This is a genomic window from Pseudomonas sp. 2822-17 (genome assembly GCF_002742485.1).
Classification (GTDB): Bacteria; Pseudomonadota; Gammaproteobacteria; order Pseudomonadales; family Pseudomonadaceae; genus Aquipseudomonas; species Aquipseudomonas cyclaminis.
This window is the reverse complement of record NZ_LJRZ01000247.1, coordinates 88,228-106,491: the sequence shown is the minus strand read 5'-3', so window position 1 is coordinate 106,491 and position 18,264 is coordinate 88,228. Positions and strand designations below refer to the sequence as shown.

Below are 18,264 nucleotides of genomic sequence, written 5' to 3'. Positions count from 1 at the left end.
CTTGCATTCAACGCCTCATCGATGACAGCGATGACTTGCAACGGCGACATCTCAAAATAGTATTTGGAGGGTATTCCGCTATTTGCAAAATAGAGAACGTCTCCCTGAGGCCGAAAGACGTATCCGCCCAAGGCAATGGGTTCGGTTGAGTCCGCTTGGAGATGTACCTTGAGCTTGACGAGCTGGGTCTCGTTCATCGAAATCTTCATCCAATCGCCCCAATAAGTTCGCAGTGCGATGGATCGATTCATAAACGTCCTAGATGTCGGTGGGGGGAGCGGCGGCGCCAAGCTACAGCGACTCGTCAAGTTTTGAGGATCCTAAAATCCACCCAGTAAATCCTGTCGCTAGTCGTGGACTTTAGCGGCCAAACTTATACCAACTGCCTCCTGAAAGCCCAGCGCATGATACCGGTTTGATGCATGATGGCCACTCGCCTCGGAGCATCAGACGTCGTAACATCGGGAGCGTCTATGGTAACCGTCCGGGCAACACACCTTCCTGACACCGTCGCTTGAGGCGATGGTGTCCACCTAAATTTAAGTGGACACCATTTTTAGCCTTTTTAAGCGGACGCCTATGCCACAAGAACGCCGTTCCTACTCCAAGTCTTTCAAGGCCCAAGTCGTTGCCGAATGCGCGCAATGCATGGCCTGCATCCATCTGCCGTGATTAGTCCCAGATGGAATCGGCCATATGGCACCGCGGAAGGATTACTGTCAGAGACGTAACCCCTTGCCTCATCGAAACCAGAAAGACGTGCGGCAAGAGCTGGCATTTGATTGATAGGCTCCAAGCTCTGAATGTCATCAGAGCCTGCAGCCTAGCATCATGAGGTTATTTACTCATCCACCTCCACTCGACCAAAGCTCTTCAACTTAAGGAATTTAGACCCACACAGACCTGCAGGAACCTTTCGCTTTAACAACTCATAAAAGTTTTCGTCATGCGTCGATATGACAATTTGCTTATCATGATTGAGCGCGATGCCTCGGAGCAGATCAATTGTTGACAACACGTTGATGGAATCCATCGAGTGAATCGGGTCGTCAATCAGAATTAGGTCAAGCGGCTGACCTGAGGGTGACTTAGCGTTCAGCGCTCTAGCCAAGAAGATGCTCAAGCTCAATATATTCAATTGAGCTGCGCTAAAATATAGTAGAGGCGAGATTTCTTTTTCAGACCCCTTATCCTTCACCATCACATTGAGCGTTGGCTTAGTTTTTAGCCGGAAACCGCAAGCGAACTTCACCTCGCTAAAATTTGGATGTGGATCAATTTTTCTGTAAATTTCATTGATTAAGTCTGTTTGAAACATACTGTCAAGCTGGCGCGCTAGCGTCGCATTGATGTCCTGGAGCTCAGCTGCAATCCTCTCTCTCAGCGACTCATACCCAGCACGTCGATTAACGGTGGCATCCAACTCTTTCCTGGCAAGCTCTCTACTGATAACAGGTCTTATGGAATCCAGCAACGCTTGTAGCTTGCCAAACTTTTCACGAACTGCATCTAACGATTTCTTACGTTTAATAGTATCTTCAGTTGCGATACGCAAACGCTCTTCATCAGCTGAGTCACCTGCAAATGAAACCTCTACAGTCGTGACAAATCTTGAACCATATAACTCTATTCTCGCACGTAATTCAGAGATCCGAGAGGCGACTATTTCAACATCGCTTTTGATCAGCCCAATCTCTGTAGGAAGCCCGGCACTCTCCAACTCTTCTGCAATGTTAACTAAAGACTTTTCTGTCGCCTCCAATAACCCCCTAAGCTCTTTAGCCTCACCATTGAATTTTTCTGCAAAATCCTCAAGCTCTCCAACATCCCCAGAGAGCTCAAGATTATTCTCCAGAAGATAAACATGTACTTTTACAAAATCCACATCCGCTTCAATTTTTGCCAGTTCTGCCTTAGCTTCAGAAACTATTGAAATGGATGAGGACTGCAGCGGGCCGATTGAGTCAATTTCTTTATTTATAGCAGCCAAATCAGCCTGACCAATCTCAATTTTAGTCGTAAATCCCTGTAGCTCTTGAATTATTTTTGCTGAAAGCTGCTCACGATCCAAGTTGAGAACTATGGCTTTATTCGATATCAAATCTTGCTTTGCGGAAGCAGTCTTCGATTCAATTAGAGCCTTGTCACGCTGAGCCAGCGCCTCATCATTAGTTATTTTTCGGACATCAGTTGCAAGCTGTTTAATCTTTCTTGCTTTTAGAGTATTGATTTCAGAAATCATATCTGACAATACTCTTTTAGACCTAGCCAGGTTATCTATCTCAAGAGCACGTTGATCTGATTTTTCCTTGAGGAATCCTTGCAACAGTCCATTGCTATCTATTGCATCTTTGAGTTCACGGAATGAGCCATGATTCTTTTGGCATAGTGGGCAGTTAGGCCCAGGGTCTTTCGCTAAAATCTCTCCAGCAATTGCCGCAAGCTTTCCAAAAGCATTAGATTGGGTCTCAAGATCCTGAATAAGGAAATTGATATTAGCGAGCCTGCTTTCGATGAGGACTGTTTCTGCTCTTGCCGCTCGAAGCTCAGAGAAGCGATCAGCCTTGATATCCAGAATCGCAAAATCCTGAACGACCAATTCAAAAACATCTCCGGGCATTTGATCTACAACTGATAGCAGCCTCGCCTGCTCGGTCAGCCTAGAGGAAATGAAATCTAGTTTTGTCGAAGCATCTTTCAGCTCTCCGGCGAGAACTAACTGATCATCTTCCGATTTCGCTATTTTTTCAAAAATGCCGTCAGAACCAGAGCGCAAAACATCCCAAGTGGCCTTGCGCTCCTGAAGATCTTTAAGTCTACCCTGCAACTCTCCTCTCTGTGAGATTAACTGCTCTAGCTTCAATTCAAATGTTTTAAGGAGTAAGCCCTCAGCGTTCACCGCCTTATCAAATTCCAACTTTGCCTTACGCAGTCCACGATATTTTTCACTGATCGCTACTATCGACTCATGTCGCCGAAGAGCTTCGGTTATGCTATTTAATTTGCGTGCGCACTCTGCTTGCGTTTGCAATAAAGAATCTTTTTTACCTAGAGTGCCTTGAGCACCTATAAGCTTCTGCTCTGCAGCAATCAGCCCAGACAGTTCGTCGGAGTCAGTAATATTGTAAGCTAGACCTTCTGCGAGCTCGTTTAGTGCCAACTCTCTAGTAGTCAGAAGGTCTATTTCATGCTGAGTTTTCGAGAGTGATGTTACAATTTCCTCGGTAAGCTCATCTGGATCCGTATCGCCAACAGCCTCTGGCAAGGAAGCAAGAGGAATACCTGTTTCTCTAAGTTCTTCAGCAACAGCAACGAAGGCCTCTACTAGGCGATTATCAATTGGAGATTGCAGCTCATTTGATAACTTTTTCTCAGTGACTTTGCAGTTTTCAATTTGTTCGCCCACTCCCAGATACGCCGCCTGTACCGCCCGACGGAGTGACTCAGTTTCCTCACCATATTCCTCGGCAAACTCTTGGTAACGAGTCTCGGGGTTAACTCCGCGGATAAATCGATCGATCGCGTCTTGGGATAGGAAGATTGTTCGATAGAAATCAGCCCCCTCGGCGAGTTTTTTGTCCTTAAAATCGACATCGATACTGTCTTTCCGTACAACTCCCGGATTGCGGACAAATTCCTTAACAGTGGTTAATACTGAAACCTTCGTTTCTAAATCATCAGGCGCTTCGGTATTTCGTAGAATACGAAGGGCTTCATCCTCCAGCTTAGAACCACGTGCAGCGGCTTCATAGATGCTACCTGTAAAGCGCTCTGAGCCATTAGTCATAGCCCATTCTACAGCGTCATAAAATGAGCTCTTCCCAAAACCATTTGGAGCATACAGCGATACAAAATTAGCCGGGACTTCAACTCCATCCTGGCCGTGCACCATAAAGTCAAACGTGCCGTTGGCTTTCTCAAGATAAGCTCGAAAAGCCTGAATCTCAACTTTCTTTATTTTCATGAGTATCACGCTCCGCTATCAGCTTTTCGATCATCTCTAACCTTTCGATAGACGTCGCCTCTAAATAGCCTGTCAGGGAAGACACAAGAGATGATGGCTTATATACAAACTTAACTCCAAAATTCTTGCCCGCTGAGAGATCTACTTCAAAGATTTCATGATTCAAGCGCTGGAGCGCGAACTCTTCTTTTAGCCAAAGCTGATCATCCGTACAGGAATCAAAAATTAGCTTTCTAGCTGTAAATTTATTATTCTCAATCAACAGCCTCAGTGGCCGACTTACTGATTCCCTACAAAAAAATGCTATATAAACATTCCACCTAGCTACCTTCTTCTCCGCCTTGTAGCGCAATGCCAGCACATTCTGAATTGCATTCCATTTAACCTCAAGACTTTCAGAGGTTTCCGCCCAGCACGCGATGCAACTCACAAAACCGGAGTTTCCAGCAGTAAAGAAATTGAATGAAAAATCTGGAAAGCTTTGTTGCACCTCCAGGATCTGATCATTGCTTGCACTTGTTAAATTCATCGGAGTATTTTTCCTTAAAAAGCTCCATGGACTTAGCCGAATTTAGTCCCAGAAAGTCTTGCTCATTTCTTGTTATACACTCACGATGGAGACTACCCAGAAGCGCAAAGCTGAAAGGTACATCACCGCCCTCCAGCCCCATGTCGATGCGTGCGCCGTCGTCACCATCATACTCAGCAGCCGGGGTGCCGATATCTTCTACTAAATATCTTATGAAATCTTTATTTGCAATCGGCGGACTACCAACATCGCCACTGGAAACCACTAAAAGCCCGCCATTATCAAGCAATTTTCTGGCCGAAGCTAAAATATTGTTCAAATCTTGCAGCCAAGCGTCTTTGCTTCTCGAGTAAACAAACCTACTGGTTCGCTCTATTCCTTTCAAATAGTTAAGATCCATCACATCCACATCATTTAATAGTGAATGAAGAATCAAGAATTCAGTAAATGCTGACCAGAGCTCGATGTCGAATATGGCTTCATCAGCCTGCCCATTAACAATCAAGCCTTTGTCATACAGCGCTAACAGCTCATAGGGCTTAGGTATCCCCGCACGAACCAAGCTATCAGCTTTTCTATAAAGTTGATGCTGTAGAATCTGGAGAACCCTCGAACTACTTAGCGTGTAGTTAAAAGTGCTTGGCCTTATCTTGGTGAAGCAAAACAGAAATGAGGGAAGAATCGGGGATAGATCATTGGCTTTTACAAGCTCATCAAATCTTCCCATGTCAAAACAAAGCACCTCACCAGCCTCTTGAGGTTGAGGGCCAGCCATTTCAATCTCGACACCAATCAAGTACGGTTTTCCACCTACAAGAAGGTAAACCCCTCCACCAGACGCACCCTCGATATGACCCCTGGGCGGCAGCCCCTCTAATGTCAAATAAAAACCTTTATCAAACTGTTTAACTTTCCCTTCGTAAGACTTAAATCTTTGCTCGGGAGTGTCTTCATTTTCTCGATATTCGGGAAACCCTGCAAATATCGCCTCACTCTTGTAGTCGAATTTATTATTTTTATATCTTACCGATTGCAAGTTCGGCATGAACGAGACTTTCAATAACGCACAGTCATCCTTATGAGGATACACTTCCAGGACGGTAATTGGGCGACCATCCCAAGTCTCAACTGCATTCTGAGCCTTCAGTGCATGTTTAGCAGTGAGCACGTAAGAGTAGTCTTCAGAGAGGCAGTGAACTAATACCCCGCTCCCATCATTAACTTTAACAGCATGCTCTCTGATAAATTCGTGAATGGACATTTAGAACACCATTTTTTCTTGGCAAACGTGTAGCCTTTCAGAATAAGCAGCATCTTCAGGCAGCATGATGCCCTTGAGAACAGATTTGTAGTTAAAATACACATGGTTATCTTGATGCGCATTAATAATTCGCGCAATGGTTCGCTTATCCGGATGTCCAAATATAGAACCATCGGTCGAAATGACATATTTTTTTGATGCGATTAGAGAAAGCAGTTTCTGGCTTGTATTGCCCTTGCTTCCGTGATGCGAAATTTTTACGATGCTGCATTCGAGAGGATTGGTCGGACTGTAGCCCAATGATTTGAGCTTTCGCTCAACCGTGCCTGCATACGAGTCGGCCAGTAGTAAAAGCTTTAAATCACCAACCTTCAATATGAAAGCTATAGAGCTTCCATTTGGTATGGAACGATCCGGTTTGAACCTATCCCCGGTCAAAAAATGGGAGAATGGAAATTTATGATCACTCTCAGCTTTGGCTGTTTTTTTATTTGCAGGTGGGTACTCACGCTCCCAAGCCTTGCCTAGTCTACGAAGCGAATTTATTGAGGGTGATAAGATCGTAAACTCCAATCCTAACCTGGTAATTGGGGTTAGTTCATTGTGAATTGCCTGATCAAACCAATTGAGTTTTCTAAGTTTTCCCTCCAGAGTGACACCTTGGGTGATACTTGTCTTGGTTTCAGTTCCCGCGACTCCTGCCACTTCATTTTTTTTATCATCAGCTTGTTCAATCGCTGAGCAGATAAGTCCGTAAGAATTAAACCAAAATTCCTTGACTAGAGAAGGTAAATAGTCATCGTATGACATGGCTGCGAGCACGCCCCCAATATGATCGTCGTCGACATGGGTAATCACAGCCAAATCAATAACTTCTCCATTTGCCTTGAGCTCTTCAAGGAGTAAGCGAAGGGGCTTTGCATATCCGTTTAATTGACCGAATGTCTCACCTGGCCCGCCATCGATCAGAAGGTTGAAAATTTTTCCTTCCTGCTCATGACGTAGGAATATGCAGTCACCATGTGAAGCGTGGAGGAATTGGATGGTGGTGCTCATGCTAGCTCCCTTAGCTACTGACTGCGGCATTATGCCACCAATCATAATTCCTTCGAGAGCGAAATTCGTCCTTTGATCTGAGCCCTCTCACTGCAGCTCATGGCCTGAGCTGATCCTTGTGTAGAGCTGAGAGCGGCGCGCGGACATCTGTGTGAAGCGGAGTACAAATGTACCCTGTAGGAATCAGAGAAATCTAGACTTGGCGAGCCAGCGCACTGCCGCTTTAGTTGTTCAACCGTTACCTCAAGCCTTCGTTGCGCACAGCCAAAAAGTCAATGCTGTAGCGGCAAGGAGCAAAGCACTACTGGTGAAGAAGGCTGCCTGGTATCCAAGTCCATCGTAAAGCAAGCAACCCGGTATCAGTCAGCGAGAGCTTTCGCCTCGTGCAATACAGCAACCGCCCGACCAGGCGTTCCTACAGCGCCCCGATATTTCGCGACTGGAGCAAAGCAAATACTGATAGGCTTTTCAGAAAGCCCCGTATCGTCTGTTATGGTCAAGCATTAAATGGAAGCAAATTTTCTCCCCAGAACCCTATGGCACCACGACAATGACGAATTCGCCGAGCTTGAGCACTCAGAACTCGACGCTCTGGTCCGCAAGAATCATCGACCACTGATCATTCTGGGTGAAGCCGGGATGGGGAAAACCACTTTGCTCAAGTGGTTCGCGACCACCCATGGTTATCGTTTCGTCACAACCCGACAGTTGAGCCTTCCTCTTCCGCCAGCGCAGCCGTTGGACACGACCCAAGTGCTGGTGATCGACGCACTTGATGAGCTGACGGCGTCCTCCTCAACAGATGCGTTGCTAAAGACGCTTACGTCTCTGGCCCAACTCGGTTATCCGCGGTTCGTTCTGTCGTGCAGGGCATCCGACTGGCGAACTGCTGAGTGCTCCGAGCTTTTTGAAAGTCTGGCGCTCTACGATAAATCTCATATTGAACTGCATCTGAAGGCACTCACTGACGAACAGGTTCGACAGATTCTATGCAAGCGGCTGGGCGAACCTGGTGCATACAATCTCATTGCACACCTTGAGGCCCGTAGGCTCATCGACTGGCTTGGAAACCCCCACACGTTGGGTTTGATAATTGATGCGGCCGCGACGGGATTACCTTTACCAAAGGATCGCGCCGGATTGTTCGAGATGGCGATCTTGCAGTTGGTCAGTGAGCACAAGCCCAGCAAATGGGCTGCAGCACCTACCGAACAAGATGCACTCGACGCTGCTGGAGCCGCCTGCACCGCACTTATACTGGGCGACTTTGACTCCATCAGTCACGCCTCTGGTGGCGGTCGTGCACTGTCGTCGAAAGAGGCGAGCGAGTTGCCCGGTGGCGGTTGCTTGATTCGGGTGCTCGGAACACGTTTGTTCGATTCGGTTGGAGCGGATAATTTCAACTACACCCACAGAAGTCTGGGCGAATACCTGGCCGCTCGCTGGCTTTCAAGTCATGCTGACTCACCTCGCAAGCGCCGCCGGTTATTCGCTTTGTTTCATGGATCCGGACTCGTCCCAGCAAGCTTACGCGGCGTGCATGGATGGATAGCGCTCTACCCCGCTTTCGCATTAGAGGTTATCGCTACAGATCCCCTTGGCATCATCGAGTACGGTGACCCCGAACGCTTGACACTACGTCAGGCGCGTGCCCTTTTACTGGCGCTCGGCCAATTGGCATTGTGTAATCCGGGATTCATGACTTACGCCCACAGGCTTTCACTCAGAGGCGTGATCCGGCCAGGAATGGAAAGCGAAGTGGTGACGCTGCTGGTACAGCCGCAGCGATCGTTCGAGCTTCGGATGAGAGTGCTTCAAGCGGTCAAGGACGCTGGCATTGCCGACACGCTGGCCCCAACGCTTCTGACGATGGTACGCGACGGTACAGAGTTTTTTGCCCCTAGAGGTGCTGCACTTGAGGCGTTACACCCATCGCTGTCGGTGGAACAGTCTTACGAACTGATTCAGTTACTTACGTCACAGGCCACCGACGACGGCGCACGACTGGCGCTGGATTTGGCAGGTTTGAAAGGTTACGCCCTGTTCGATGATAGCGACCTTGTGAAATGGGTGATCGCCTGCGCGCACCAGGATTATCGAAGAGGCGAAGCTGACAATAAATATGATGTGTTGATTGAGCATCTTCCCGAGCAGCGGATCAGCCGGTTTCTTGACTGCCTTACAGAAACCGCGATCGCGATGGAGTTGCCTGTCGAGTCACAGCAGAGGCCTGAGCTCGCAAATCTGACGACGAGTTTAACCTCCCGTTATCTCCGCAACCCGACCATCGTCCCAAGCGACCTGTTGCGTTGGCTACAGTTCGCTGCTTCTCATGGGGCGTTTCAATTTCCACCCAGCGATGTTCACGACCGCCTCGAATACGATCACAGCCTACGGCGCGCTCTGCAACAATACGTTTTGCTGAGCAAAGATGGCGAAACCACCATGAGTAATCGGCATTACGGCCTAAGCTGCATATCCCCTGCCCTTTGGTGCTCAGAAGCAGATGCCGTTTCACTGCTCGATGCCCTTGACCCCGATGACCTGGCCGATGAGCGTTGGCGGTCGGTGGTTTCACTGACACCGCACAGTGACGATGAGGGTTCAGACATGCGCGTGGCGGGTCGTGCCTTCGCATCGAACTGTCCTGAGCGGCTGCAATGGCTCGAGCAACTACCACTGGCTCCGTCGCAAGAGGCAATCGCTGAGCAGTCAAGCACATTAAGCCGTTTCAACGAACAGGGACGTCAGCGAGATCAGACCCTGCGCTTGCAACGGTATCAGCGCAATGCCTGGGCCCTTCGGGCTGGACACTTCGAGCACCTGGTACAGCCGGCAATGATCTATCTGGGCCTTGATCGGGGTTACAGGTCCGATGCTGTCGCTGACGAATGCCTGGCTGAATGGCTGGACAAGGCGTTGGCACAGGACGCGCTGATCGGATTCGAGACCTACCTGCAACGTCTTCCTTGCGTACTTTCAGGCCCAGAAGTGAGCAGGTTCTACTCAACACAGGATTGGTACTTCGATCCGCCTGAAACCGGCGGCCCAGAAGGCATTTCGCCGCTGATCATCATCGCAGCGATCACTGAACGCCATCGAGTGAAACGGGGCTTCAGTGATCTCACAGATCTTCAGTTACTGACGGCTTCGCTAGCGTTTCGTCTTTGGGTATCCCATGACCCACAGCCGGTACGCCCGCTACTCAATGTCGAGCTGCAAGCGAGAGGGTTGTGGCGGGAAGCGCTGAGGTTGGCGTATGAACCCCTGGTCCAGACGGACGCTGGCAGCGACTCACTGGACGAGCTTTTGCATTACGACAAGGCTAACGAAGTGGCTGCGAGCTTGGCAGCAGAGTGGCTGCACACTTTGCCGTCGATACCGTACAGCCGGGAGAAAATTCTTGTAAAAATCCTTTTGGACGCCGATGAGCATCATCTGCTGAAATCATTAGGCCAACGGCGTCGCTTATATTCTTCGGAGCACATGTTGATCTGGGATGCTGTCGACCTGGCAATCGACTTCGAAATGACAGCTGACCGATTGGCCAGCGCTCCGCTGCACATGGACTTACTGGAATACCTCCGTTACCTGGTGATCGGGCATTACCCCGGCATCGATGGGCACACGATCAAACCTGATATCGCGCTGGTCGAGTGGATGATTTCCAATTTCCGCACGTCGTGGCCGCACACGGAGAACCCTGTTGGCGAAATCATCGAACCGGCACTGTTCGGGATCAATGACGGGGGGCTTGCCCAGCTAATTGATAATCTGGGCAGCCTTACAACCTCCGAAGCGATCGCCGCTTTGAACAGGCTCAGCAACGCCCCACGCGACTCCTACACAGCGCTGTTACTCGACGCCAAGTTCAGGCAGCTGCGCCTTTGCCAAGAATCGATCTTCACCCCTCCAACACTGAAGGATCTGGTTGCCATCACGAGAGACGAGCCACCGCGCAGCGCTGCTGATCTGCAAGCCTGGATAATGGAGGAAATCGATACCATACAGGCCAAAATACGGAGTGACGATATCGATTCGTGGAGAGGTTTTTATTGTGATGACCAGATCAGCCACCAGAAGGAAGAGCGTTGCCGGGATCATCTTCTCGCCCTTCTCCGACAAGGCCCCGAGGGCGTTGTCTACGATCCCGAAAAGCATATGGCGGCTGACAAGGAAGTAGACATCTGGTGCTCGACCGTGAGCGCTAGCATCCCTATCGAGATCAAAGGGCAATGGCATAAAGATGTCTGGGATGCAGCGGATCTACAGCTCGACAGGCTCTACACAACCGATCACCAGGCCCAGCGTTTGGGTATCTATCTTGTTCTATGGTTTGGCAAGAACGCCAAGCTGAAGGGCCCAGGTAGAGGTGCTGATGCACCTTCATCTCCAGAACAGATGGCGAGAATGCTTGAAGCGCGCAGTCAGGCAGCGACGCAAGGGCGTGTGAAAATCATCGTGCTGAATCTCGCTCATAATACTGAGGGAGTTTGAGCCCTCTCGCACACTCTTACGTCAGCAAAATTGCCACGGATTCCGCTGATGTCATGCTGCGATCCGCGCCTCCGATACCTACTGTCGTTAATATTCTGGATGCACAAAATCCAGATGGTACGGTTGCTCATTAACACTCAGCGCCTCAAGACGCTACCGGAGGCTGGGACGCCTTGCATCGCAGGCATCATTAAGAAGTCCGCGACCAGCCAACCGATCGATTTGTTCGTGGGCCCACTGCGTTCAGTTATCCTTTGCCATCCATTTTCAATCCAGTTCCCAAAACGCGTTTTCTGAAGACCAGCATCCCTCATCCCCAAGATATGGACCGTCAGAGATCGGGCTGTGGCGCAAAAGCGCGCGGACAACGGCTCAGATGTACATAAAACGATGAACAATCACATTCATTTCAGGAGCATTAAGCCAAAACTGGTAGACCTGCGAGCGACTTATGAACATCTGACATCGCCCATAAGTTAAATTATGTTTCTATATCGCGTACTCCACTGATTGACTCACACCACTCTCTGAATCTCAGCCACCACCTGCATCGTTGCCTCTTCGATCGTTCCTTCATTACGGCACAACACCCAGCCATGTTCGGCAGCCGCCTGCTCAAACGCCTGGGTGCTGGCAACATGTTCTTCCAGCGCATGCATGACCGTACTGCTTAACCCGCGCCGTCGTGCTGCCGCTCGCGCCCATGAGATCTCAGGCGCGGTGACGACACCGACGTGCAGGTCTGGAACTCGCACGTTTCGATCAAGGTTCAACTGGAGAATCTCTGCGAACGGCACGGTCCGGCGAAACGCTGCGTCCGATGGGTACCAACGATCAATCAATATGAGGCTGTCCCGTGGCTGTTTGGGCAGCACGTGTTGAGTGATCCACGCCCGACTCTCAGCAAAACGCTCGCAAACCCTCAATTCCAATTCCCGACTTGGATGTCTGACGAGTTCGTTGACGAGGGCCATCGTTTGCGCTCGATGTGGGTCACTTTTGCTTTCGCAAAGCCGGATCACCTTCAGGTTGTCTGCCCTCAGTACGGTCGTGACGGCCTCCAAAAGCGTAGTTTTGCCAACGCCCTTGGGCCCATCCAGGGTAATAAACAGCTGAGAACTCATTCTTCATACATCAGTTGAAAACCGATGCGCACTCTAGCATCACTCGCGCACGAACCTCGGAATCGCAAGGCCCAGGCTTTCGCGCAACGTCGTGCCTTCATACGCCGCGCGATACACACCTCGCGCCTGTAACAAAGGGATCACTTCCTGGGTAAACCGCGTGAACTGCTGCGGATGCCCTATATAGATGTTGAACCCATCCATAGCCCGTGCTTCGAACCATTCGGCCATTTTCCGTGCGACGGTTTCAGCCGATCCCACAAACGCGCCCGGACGCAACTGCCGGCCAAACTCCACGGTCTGACGCAACGTGAAGCCTTTTTCCCGTGCATGGTCTGCAATGCGTTTGGCGGCAGTAAAGAAGCTGCTGCGTGCCGCTTCCAGACTTTGCTGTGGAAACGGCGCATCGAGGTCGTACTGGCTGAAATCATGCCAGCCGAAATTGCGCCCAAACTCCTTCAGTGCGAGCTCAAAGCTATGGTCGGTCTGATGATAGTGCTGCTCGATTTCCCGCGCGTGTGCATCGGTGTCGCCGACATAAATCTCGGCGCCCGGCATCACCAACAATTGCTCCGGGTCGCGCCCCTGTTGCACCGCCCTGCCCTTTATATCCTGATAGAAAGCCTGGCCCTGCTCGATACTCGCAGCATGGGTGAAGATCACATCCGCCGTCGCAGCACCCAGCTCGCGGCCCTGCTGCGAATCACCGGCCTGGAAGATCACCGGTTGGCCTTGCGCTGAACGTTGGATATTCAACGGGCCGACCACCGAAAAGTGTTCGCCCTGGTGGTTCAGGCTATGCAGCTTGCTGGGATCCAAAAACTGCCCGGTCGCCCGGTCGCGCACGAATGCATCCTCCTCGTAGGAGTTCCACAACCCCTGCACCACCTCGACGTGTTCGGCTGCGCGGCCGTAGCGTGTGTCGTAGTCGTAGTGTTCATCCCGGCTGTAATTGCCCGCAGTACCGGCGTCGCCGCTGGTCACCACGTTCCAACCTGCACGACCTTTGCTGATCAGGTCCAGTGAAGCCAGGCGCCGCGCCACGTTGTACGGCGAGTTGTAAGACGTGGTCAGCGTGCCGACGAGGCCGATATGGCGGGTGCTCACGGCGAGCGCCGATAACAGGGTCAGTGGTTCCAGGCGATTCAGGTAATGGGACGGCGAGCCCGGCGTGATGAATTGGCTGTCGACGATGAATATCAGGTCGAACAGCGCCGCTTCGGCCTGACGCGCAATATCGATATACCAGTCGATGTTGACGCTGGCATCCGCTGGCAGCTGCGGGTCAAGCCACAAGTTGTGGCGACCCGGCCCGCCGCTGCCCATGGTCAGGGCGCCCAGTTTGAGTTGTCGTTTGGTCATTGCAGAGGCTTCCTGTTCACGGCTGTTTATTAGCAACGGCAGGCTGCAAGGACGCTGCGAACGAGTCATCGAACAGGCTGGCGGCCGAGTAAGACTTGACCAAGCCCTGGCCGGTAAAAAAGTCCACGGTCTTTTGCGCCTCAACGGAAGATTGGGCGGTCACGGGCTCTACGGTGGTGCGCGCACGGGCAAACCAGGTTCGGGCGATATCCGCGTCCGCTCGGGTACGTTTGGCCCACGCATCGGCGTAAGCATCGGTGTTGGCCGGCGCTTGGCGAGCCCAGTCACGCGCCTTTTTCAGGCGCTGCAGAAAATCGTTGATGGGCGCCCGTTTGGCGTCCACGGCACTGGCGTTGGCGGCAATGAAACTCTGTGCTGGAATCAAGCCTTCAGCCGTGGCGAGCACCCGCGCGCCTTGGCGTTCCTGTTGTGTCACGTAAGGTTCCCAGGTCGCGATGACGTCAACCGAGCCGCCTTCCAGCGCATGGGAGGCGTCCAGCGCGCTGAGGTAGCGCAGCTCCAGCGAGTCGCGGGCCACGCCGGCTTTATCCAGCGCTGTCAGCAGCAGTTGCTGGCTCCAGGAGCCTTTCCAGATCGCCGCACGCTTGCCCTTGAGATCGGCAAGGCTCTTGATGGGCGAATCCTTGCTGACCAGGATGGCCACGCCGTCGAGGCTTTGCCGGCTGACCGCAATCACTTTGATCGGCGCGCCCAATGCGCCCAGAAACAGCACCGGCGCATCCCCCAGCAGGCCTATATCCAGGCTGCCGACGTTGAGCGCCTCAGCAACCGGCGACCCGGCGGTAAATTGCTTCCATTCCAGGGTATAGGGCAAATCATCAAGCACCCCCGCCGCTTCCATCACGGCCTGGGCGTTGTAGCTTTGGTCACCGACCACCAGCGTTTGCGCCGTCGCGGTCAGGCTCAGCAAGGCGGCGGCCAACCCGGCCGTCAGTGTTGTCAGGTAACGCACGTTCGTCTCCAGATGCCTGTTTTTAGAGCTGGCAACGATGAGGGCGCATACAAGCGTTGTAAAATATCGTTAATGCATAACCTAATTCGATAATAATGCAATCTATGTATGTATTCGGCGATTTATGGCACAGCGTACTCGCCAGTTAGCGGTGTTTGACTACCAGCAAAAGCTGCCTTGGCCTCGGCATTTCTTGCGTTGCGCATGGGAAATCTGATACCAATGTGCCATCTCCATCCTCTACCCTAGCGGTCTGCTGCCCTGTTATCTGAATCGATAATTTGGCGGCAAAACAAACATCGCACTCGGATTTTCGGACCCCCATAATGTATTACGATACGCGCGAATTAAGATCAGCTAGCCTGCTGAAAAAAGTTAGAAAAACACTTAACCATCAAGCACTGCCCGAAAAGGATTTCCTATATTCCTGCGTATCGGTTGTTTCATATTTAATTCGTTCTGGAAACCAAATCTCTCAAGAGCCAACCGACAACATCCGTCAAATACGACTATTGCGGGAGAGCGGGAAAGATTTTGGGTTATCAGTGCCCGGCGAACTATTAACATTAACCCATCATGCCCTGCGCAAACCACTGCAGGACTGTAGCACGTTAGAAATGATCGACTTGGTCAACTATATTATTGATGCTCTTATCGGTCTGATTACGGGTATCGATTATCGTCACTGCAAAATTGTTTCCGGCTTTGCTGGAATAATATTTGACCGAGCTCGATACGACGTCATTGATGTATCACCAAACATCGCTGACCTGACAATGGGGGTACGCAGTCAGGGCATCAAGTACTCTTTCTTGATGTCAGGTCAAATTCAGCCAGAGCAAAAGAACCTGATCCGCCTGAAATTGGATTGCAACTCTATTAATACTCGCTTTGCTGAGCGCTTCGATGAGTTTCCGGCGCCAAGCCATCCTCAAGCTTTCCTGATTGATGCGGTTTCCCAGGCACCGGGACTATCCAATCCAGATAAACTAATCAACCTAATGACATCGGAAGAAATATATACACAAATCCCTGGGCGCTCCAAGCGTCCGGATTTCTATATCATGACACGTACTTCCAAAGGGGCGAACGCCAAGTCATTCAGGCATTCATGGAATCCAAATAATGAAAATATTGAGGCAGTTGTCGCATTTGATAGCTACCATCAGGGCGGCATCAGAAAACATCTTTTTATTATTGTCAACAATACTGACCGCTTAAATGATCGGACACTTTATATCAATCTGAGCGACAACCCTGCAATAGGGTCTCTTGATGCGATTGAACGGTCGATATTAGCCGGCTCGATCTATCTCTCTTGGCGTTTTAATGAACCGGTCCTCACTGGAACACCTAGAAAAGTGGCGAGCATACTTAATAGCCAATTCAGAAATGGCTATCGAGACGTCAATGGATTATGCAACGCTATCAGCCGCGCAGCTACCGGCAGCCGGTATCTATTCAACGTTAACCGTCACGTAAATTTCGCAGGATTAACATCCCTCAGCGAAGACCACAACAGCGCTGAATTGCATTCAATATTGGATAAAAATACTTCGACATGCCTGTATATCATCGGTAACAACGGCGCAGGAAAAAGCCAACTCCTAGGGCGTTTGGCCACGGAGTTTATTCAACGGAGAAAACCTGCAGCCGGGATAACGTTGTCCCAATCCAATCGTTTCCCAAAGGCCCAGAGCGAGGAATATTTCACGTCTTTCTGTCTGGCTCAAAAAACACGCCAACAGCACATCGATACCGTGCCCGGCCTATTTTCTCGCATCTGTTGTAACCCCATAAAACTGGAGACATTGCTGGCATGCCTCAAGCGCCTGGATTTTACCCAGGACGTGTACCTGGGTGCTAAACCCCATTCGAAAAAACGCGCGATGGTGGATGTTGAGTCGCTGGTGGCGATGGGGCCGGATGCAACCGAAAACGAGGAAGCCCTGCGCGAGATTCATCAGGATTCCTCTACCCTTGTGCTCGTCAAGAAAAATGACCTGAACAGCTACGTGTTTTACTCTGACCTGAGCTCCGGAGAGCAGAACATCATCACGCTGCTAACACTGTGCATTGACAATGCAAACGCGGGCACCACCCTATTGTTGGACGAACCTGAAATCAGTTTGCATGTGAGTTGGCAATTGGAGTTGCCAAACATCCTTAGCCTTATTTCCGAAAAACTGCACGTTTCAATTGTGACCGCGACGCACTCACCTCTGCTGATTTCCAATGCTCCGTTGCTGAACACACATTGTTTCCGGTTTGAGATCGGGAAGTTAAATTATATCGCGCCCGAAAAACGCCGTTCTGTGGAAACCTCACTGGTTTCGATTTTTAACACCTATAGTCCATTAAACAAGGAAGTCTACGAGCGATGCGCGCGCCTGGTTGGGCAGACTATCAATAAACGAAATAGCGAAGCCGGGGTCAGCACAAGTGAACTGGATGACAGCCTGGAGCAATTGAAATCCCTTGCCGAGCTTGTCACAAATTCATCAGTCGACCACCAGGGCGCGAGGTACGAAAGCGACGTTGAATTGATCAATAAAGCTCGACTTGCGATCATCGCGATGCGCCAGGAGGTGGCTGATGTCCCGATTTAAGACAATGTCCAACGCAGACATCATCTCCATGTGTGAGAAGTACAACGATGAGTGTTTCGATAAGAAAGAAAGCCTGGCAGACGTCCAGGCTTACATAGCTTCTATGGTGCAAGAGGCTGCTAAAGAGCATGCGCATCGGCAATCGGGAGCGGGCATTAAAACTACCAAATTATGGCAGGATTTTTATGCTTATGTTTCTCCCACCAATTCAAAAGTTACGGGTAAAGCAATACGCAAACACATTCGTAAACGGATAGAAGAAGAGCAAAGATATCAGTGCTGCTACTGCCGACGCCCCCTAATGAACAATGCGCACGCCAAGCCCATCGAACATATATTACCCCACAGCGTTTTCGTACAGCACACGTTCGATATTCGAAACTTAAGTATTGCTTGCGTTGATTGTAATTCCAAAAAAACCGACAACGTTTGGATGTCTAATCAGGCACGTTACCGGCAGCCCCGCCACTACCCGCCCGCCACCGCGTTTTCCGACATGTATCACCCGCGTTTTCATCGTTACGATGAGCATGTAACGTTTTTCAGGGTCCAGTCCAACACCCATTGCATTTCCATCTATACCGGTTTGACGGAGCAGGGTAAGAACCTTTGCAAAAACCTGCTCACTCATATTTCAAAACTTGAAATATTCGTCAGCGCCAATTCCGATTTAAAGGAACACATTGAAATGATCCAAGGACAGGATATGCATCCAGGTGGCGCGGCCGAGGCTGCTATCAACGCATTCAAAAAGGCCTTTCAAGAAGCGACCGAGGTCATTCTCGACGAGATTTAAGATCCCATCACAGGCCCCCCAGCACATGACCTATGTGAATCACGCATACCCCATTCTCAAACGTCATAATCCCCGGCCCGCCTGCATGGTAAT

The 18,264-nt window shown here is 50.4% G+C and carries 10 protein-coding genes; 3 read left to right on the top strand and 7 right to left on the bottom strand.

Going from position 1 to position 18,264, the window contains the following annotated elements; all coding sequences use genetic code 11:
* Positions 1-841 precede the first annotated feature (841 nt).
* From AOA60_RS32990 to AOA60_RS02210, 4 genes are read right to left on the bottom strand one after another with little or no spacing between them, the layout of a single operon-like run.
* Positions 842-3,964 (bottom strand): hypothetical protein, encoded by a 3,123-nt coding sequence (locus AOA60_RS32990; RefSeq protein WP_178075310.1) that lies wholly within the window; start codon positions 3,962-3,964, stop codon positions 842-844.
* Entirely contained in the window at positions 3,945-4,493 is a 549-nt protein-coding gene (locus tag AOA60_RS02220; protein ID WP_099582948.1) for an ABC-three component system middle component 1, read from the bottom strand. The genes AOA60_RS32990 and AOA60_RS02220 overlap by 20 nt, the downstream gene beginning before the upstream one ends.
* A complete protein-coding gene (locus AOA60_RS02215; RefSeq protein WP_099582946.1) occupies positions 4,468-5,754 on the bottom strand; it encodes an ABC-three component system protein in 1,287 nt (428 codons plus the stop codon). Before AOA60_RS02215 ends, AOA60_RS02220 begins: the two co-directional genes overlap by 26 nt.
* The gene (locus tag AOA60_RS02210) at positions 5,755-6,810 is read right to left on the bottom strand and encodes a ComEC/Rec2 family competence protein (RefSeq protein WP_158235018.1); all 1,056 of its coding nucleotides are present in this window, start codon (positions 6,808-6,810) and stop codon (positions 5,755-5,757) included.
* Between the two features lie 507 nt (positions 6,811-7,317).
* On the opposite strand from AOA60_RS02210, the gene AOA60_RS02205 reads away from it, so the two are divergent.
* Complete coding sequence (locus tag AOA60_RS02205; RefSeq protein WP_099582944.1) at positions 7,318-11,307, top strand: NACHT domain-containing NTPase; 3,990 nt, start codon at positions 7,318-7,320, stop codon at positions 11,305-11,307.
* A gap of 515 nt (positions 11,308-11,822) precedes the next feature.
* On the opposite strand, the gene AOA60_RS02195 is transcribed toward AOA60_RS02205, so the two are convergent.
* The 3 genes from AOA60_RS02195 to AOA60_RS02185 are packed head-to-tail and all read right to left on the bottom strand — an operon-like array spanning position 11,823 to position 14,766.
* The gene (locus AOA60_RS02195; RefSeq protein WP_099582940.1) at positions 11,823-12,431 is read right to left on the bottom strand and encodes a dTMP kinase; all 609 of its coding nucleotides are present in this window, start codon (positions 12,429-12,431) and stop codon (positions 11,823-11,825) included.
* Positions 12,432-12,470: 39 nt separating this feature from the next.
* Positions 12,471-13,793, bottom strand: coding sequence for an LLM class flavin-dependent oxidoreductase (locus tag AOA60_RS02190; protein ID WP_099582939.1), 1,323 nt, complete (start codon positions 13,791-13,793; stop codon positions 12,471-12,473).
* A gap of 16 nt (positions 13,794-13,809) precedes the next feature.
* The gene (locus AOA60_RS02185) at positions 13,810-14,766 is read right to left on the bottom strand and encodes an ABC transporter substrate-binding protein (RefSeq protein ID WP_099582938.1); all 957 of its coding nucleotides are present in this window, start codon (positions 14,764-14,766) and stop codon (positions 13,810-13,812) included.
* Positions 14,767-15,092: 326 nt separating this feature from the next.
* Here AOA60_RS02185 and AOA60_RS02180 point away from each other — a divergent pair, with 326 nt between their 5' ends.
* Both AOA60_RS02180 and AOA60_RS02175 read left to right on the top strand, forming a co-directional pair.
* Complete coding sequence (locus AOA60_RS02180) at positions 15,093-17,375, top strand: AAA family ATPase (protein WP_099582936.1); 2,283 nt, start codon at positions 15,093-15,095, stop codon at positions 17,373-17,375.
* Positions 17,362-18,171: an HNH endonuclease gene (locus tag AOA60_RS02175; protein ID WP_099582934.1), complete on the top strand. Its 810-nt coding sequence runs from the start codon at positions 17,362-17,364 to the stop codon at positions 18,169-18,171. The genes AOA60_RS02180 and AOA60_RS02175 overlap by 14 nt, the downstream gene beginning before the upstream one ends.
* The last annotated feature ends 93 nt before the right edge of the window (positions 18,172-18,264 follow it).

Excerpts from the sequence above, each read along its gene's own strand:
- AOA60_RS32990 (WP_178075310.1), bottom strand. The coding sequence starts at position 3,964 with ATGAAAATAAAGAAAGTTGAGATTCAGGCTTTTCGAGCTTATCTTGAG.
- AOA60_RS02220 (WP_099582948.1), bottom strand. The coding sequence starts at position 4,493 with ATGAATTTAACAAGTGCAAGCAATGATCAGATCCTGGAGGTGCAACAA.
- AOA60_RS02215 (WP_099582946.1), bottom strand. The coding sequence starts at position 5,754 with ATGTCCATTCACGAATTTATCAGAGAGCATGCTGTTAAAGTTAATGAT.
- AOA60_RS02210 (WP_158235018.1), bottom strand. The coding sequence starts at position 6,810 with ATGAGCACCACCATCCAATTCCTCCACGCTTCACATGGTGACTGCATA.
- AOA60_RS02205 (WP_099582944.1), top strand. The coding sequence starts at position 7,318 with ATGGAAGCAAATTTTCTCCCCAGAACCCTATGGCACCACGACAATGAC.
- AOA60_RS02195 (WP_099582940.1), bottom strand. The coding sequence starts at position 12,431 with ATGAGTTCTCAGCTGTTTATTACCCTGGATGGGCCCAAGGGCGTTGGC.
- AOA60_RS02190 (WP_099582939.1), bottom strand. The coding sequence starts at position 13,793 with ATGACCAAACGACAACTCAAACTGGGCGCCCTGACCATGGGCAGCGGC.
- AOA60_RS02180 (WP_099582936.1), top strand. The coding sequence starts at position 15,093 with ATGTATTACGATACGCGCGAATTAAGATCAGCTAGCCTGCTGAAAAAA.
- AOA60_RS02175 (WP_099582934.1), top strand. The coding sequence starts at position 17,362 with ATGTCCCGATTTAAGACAATGTCCAACGCAGACATCATCTCCATGTGT.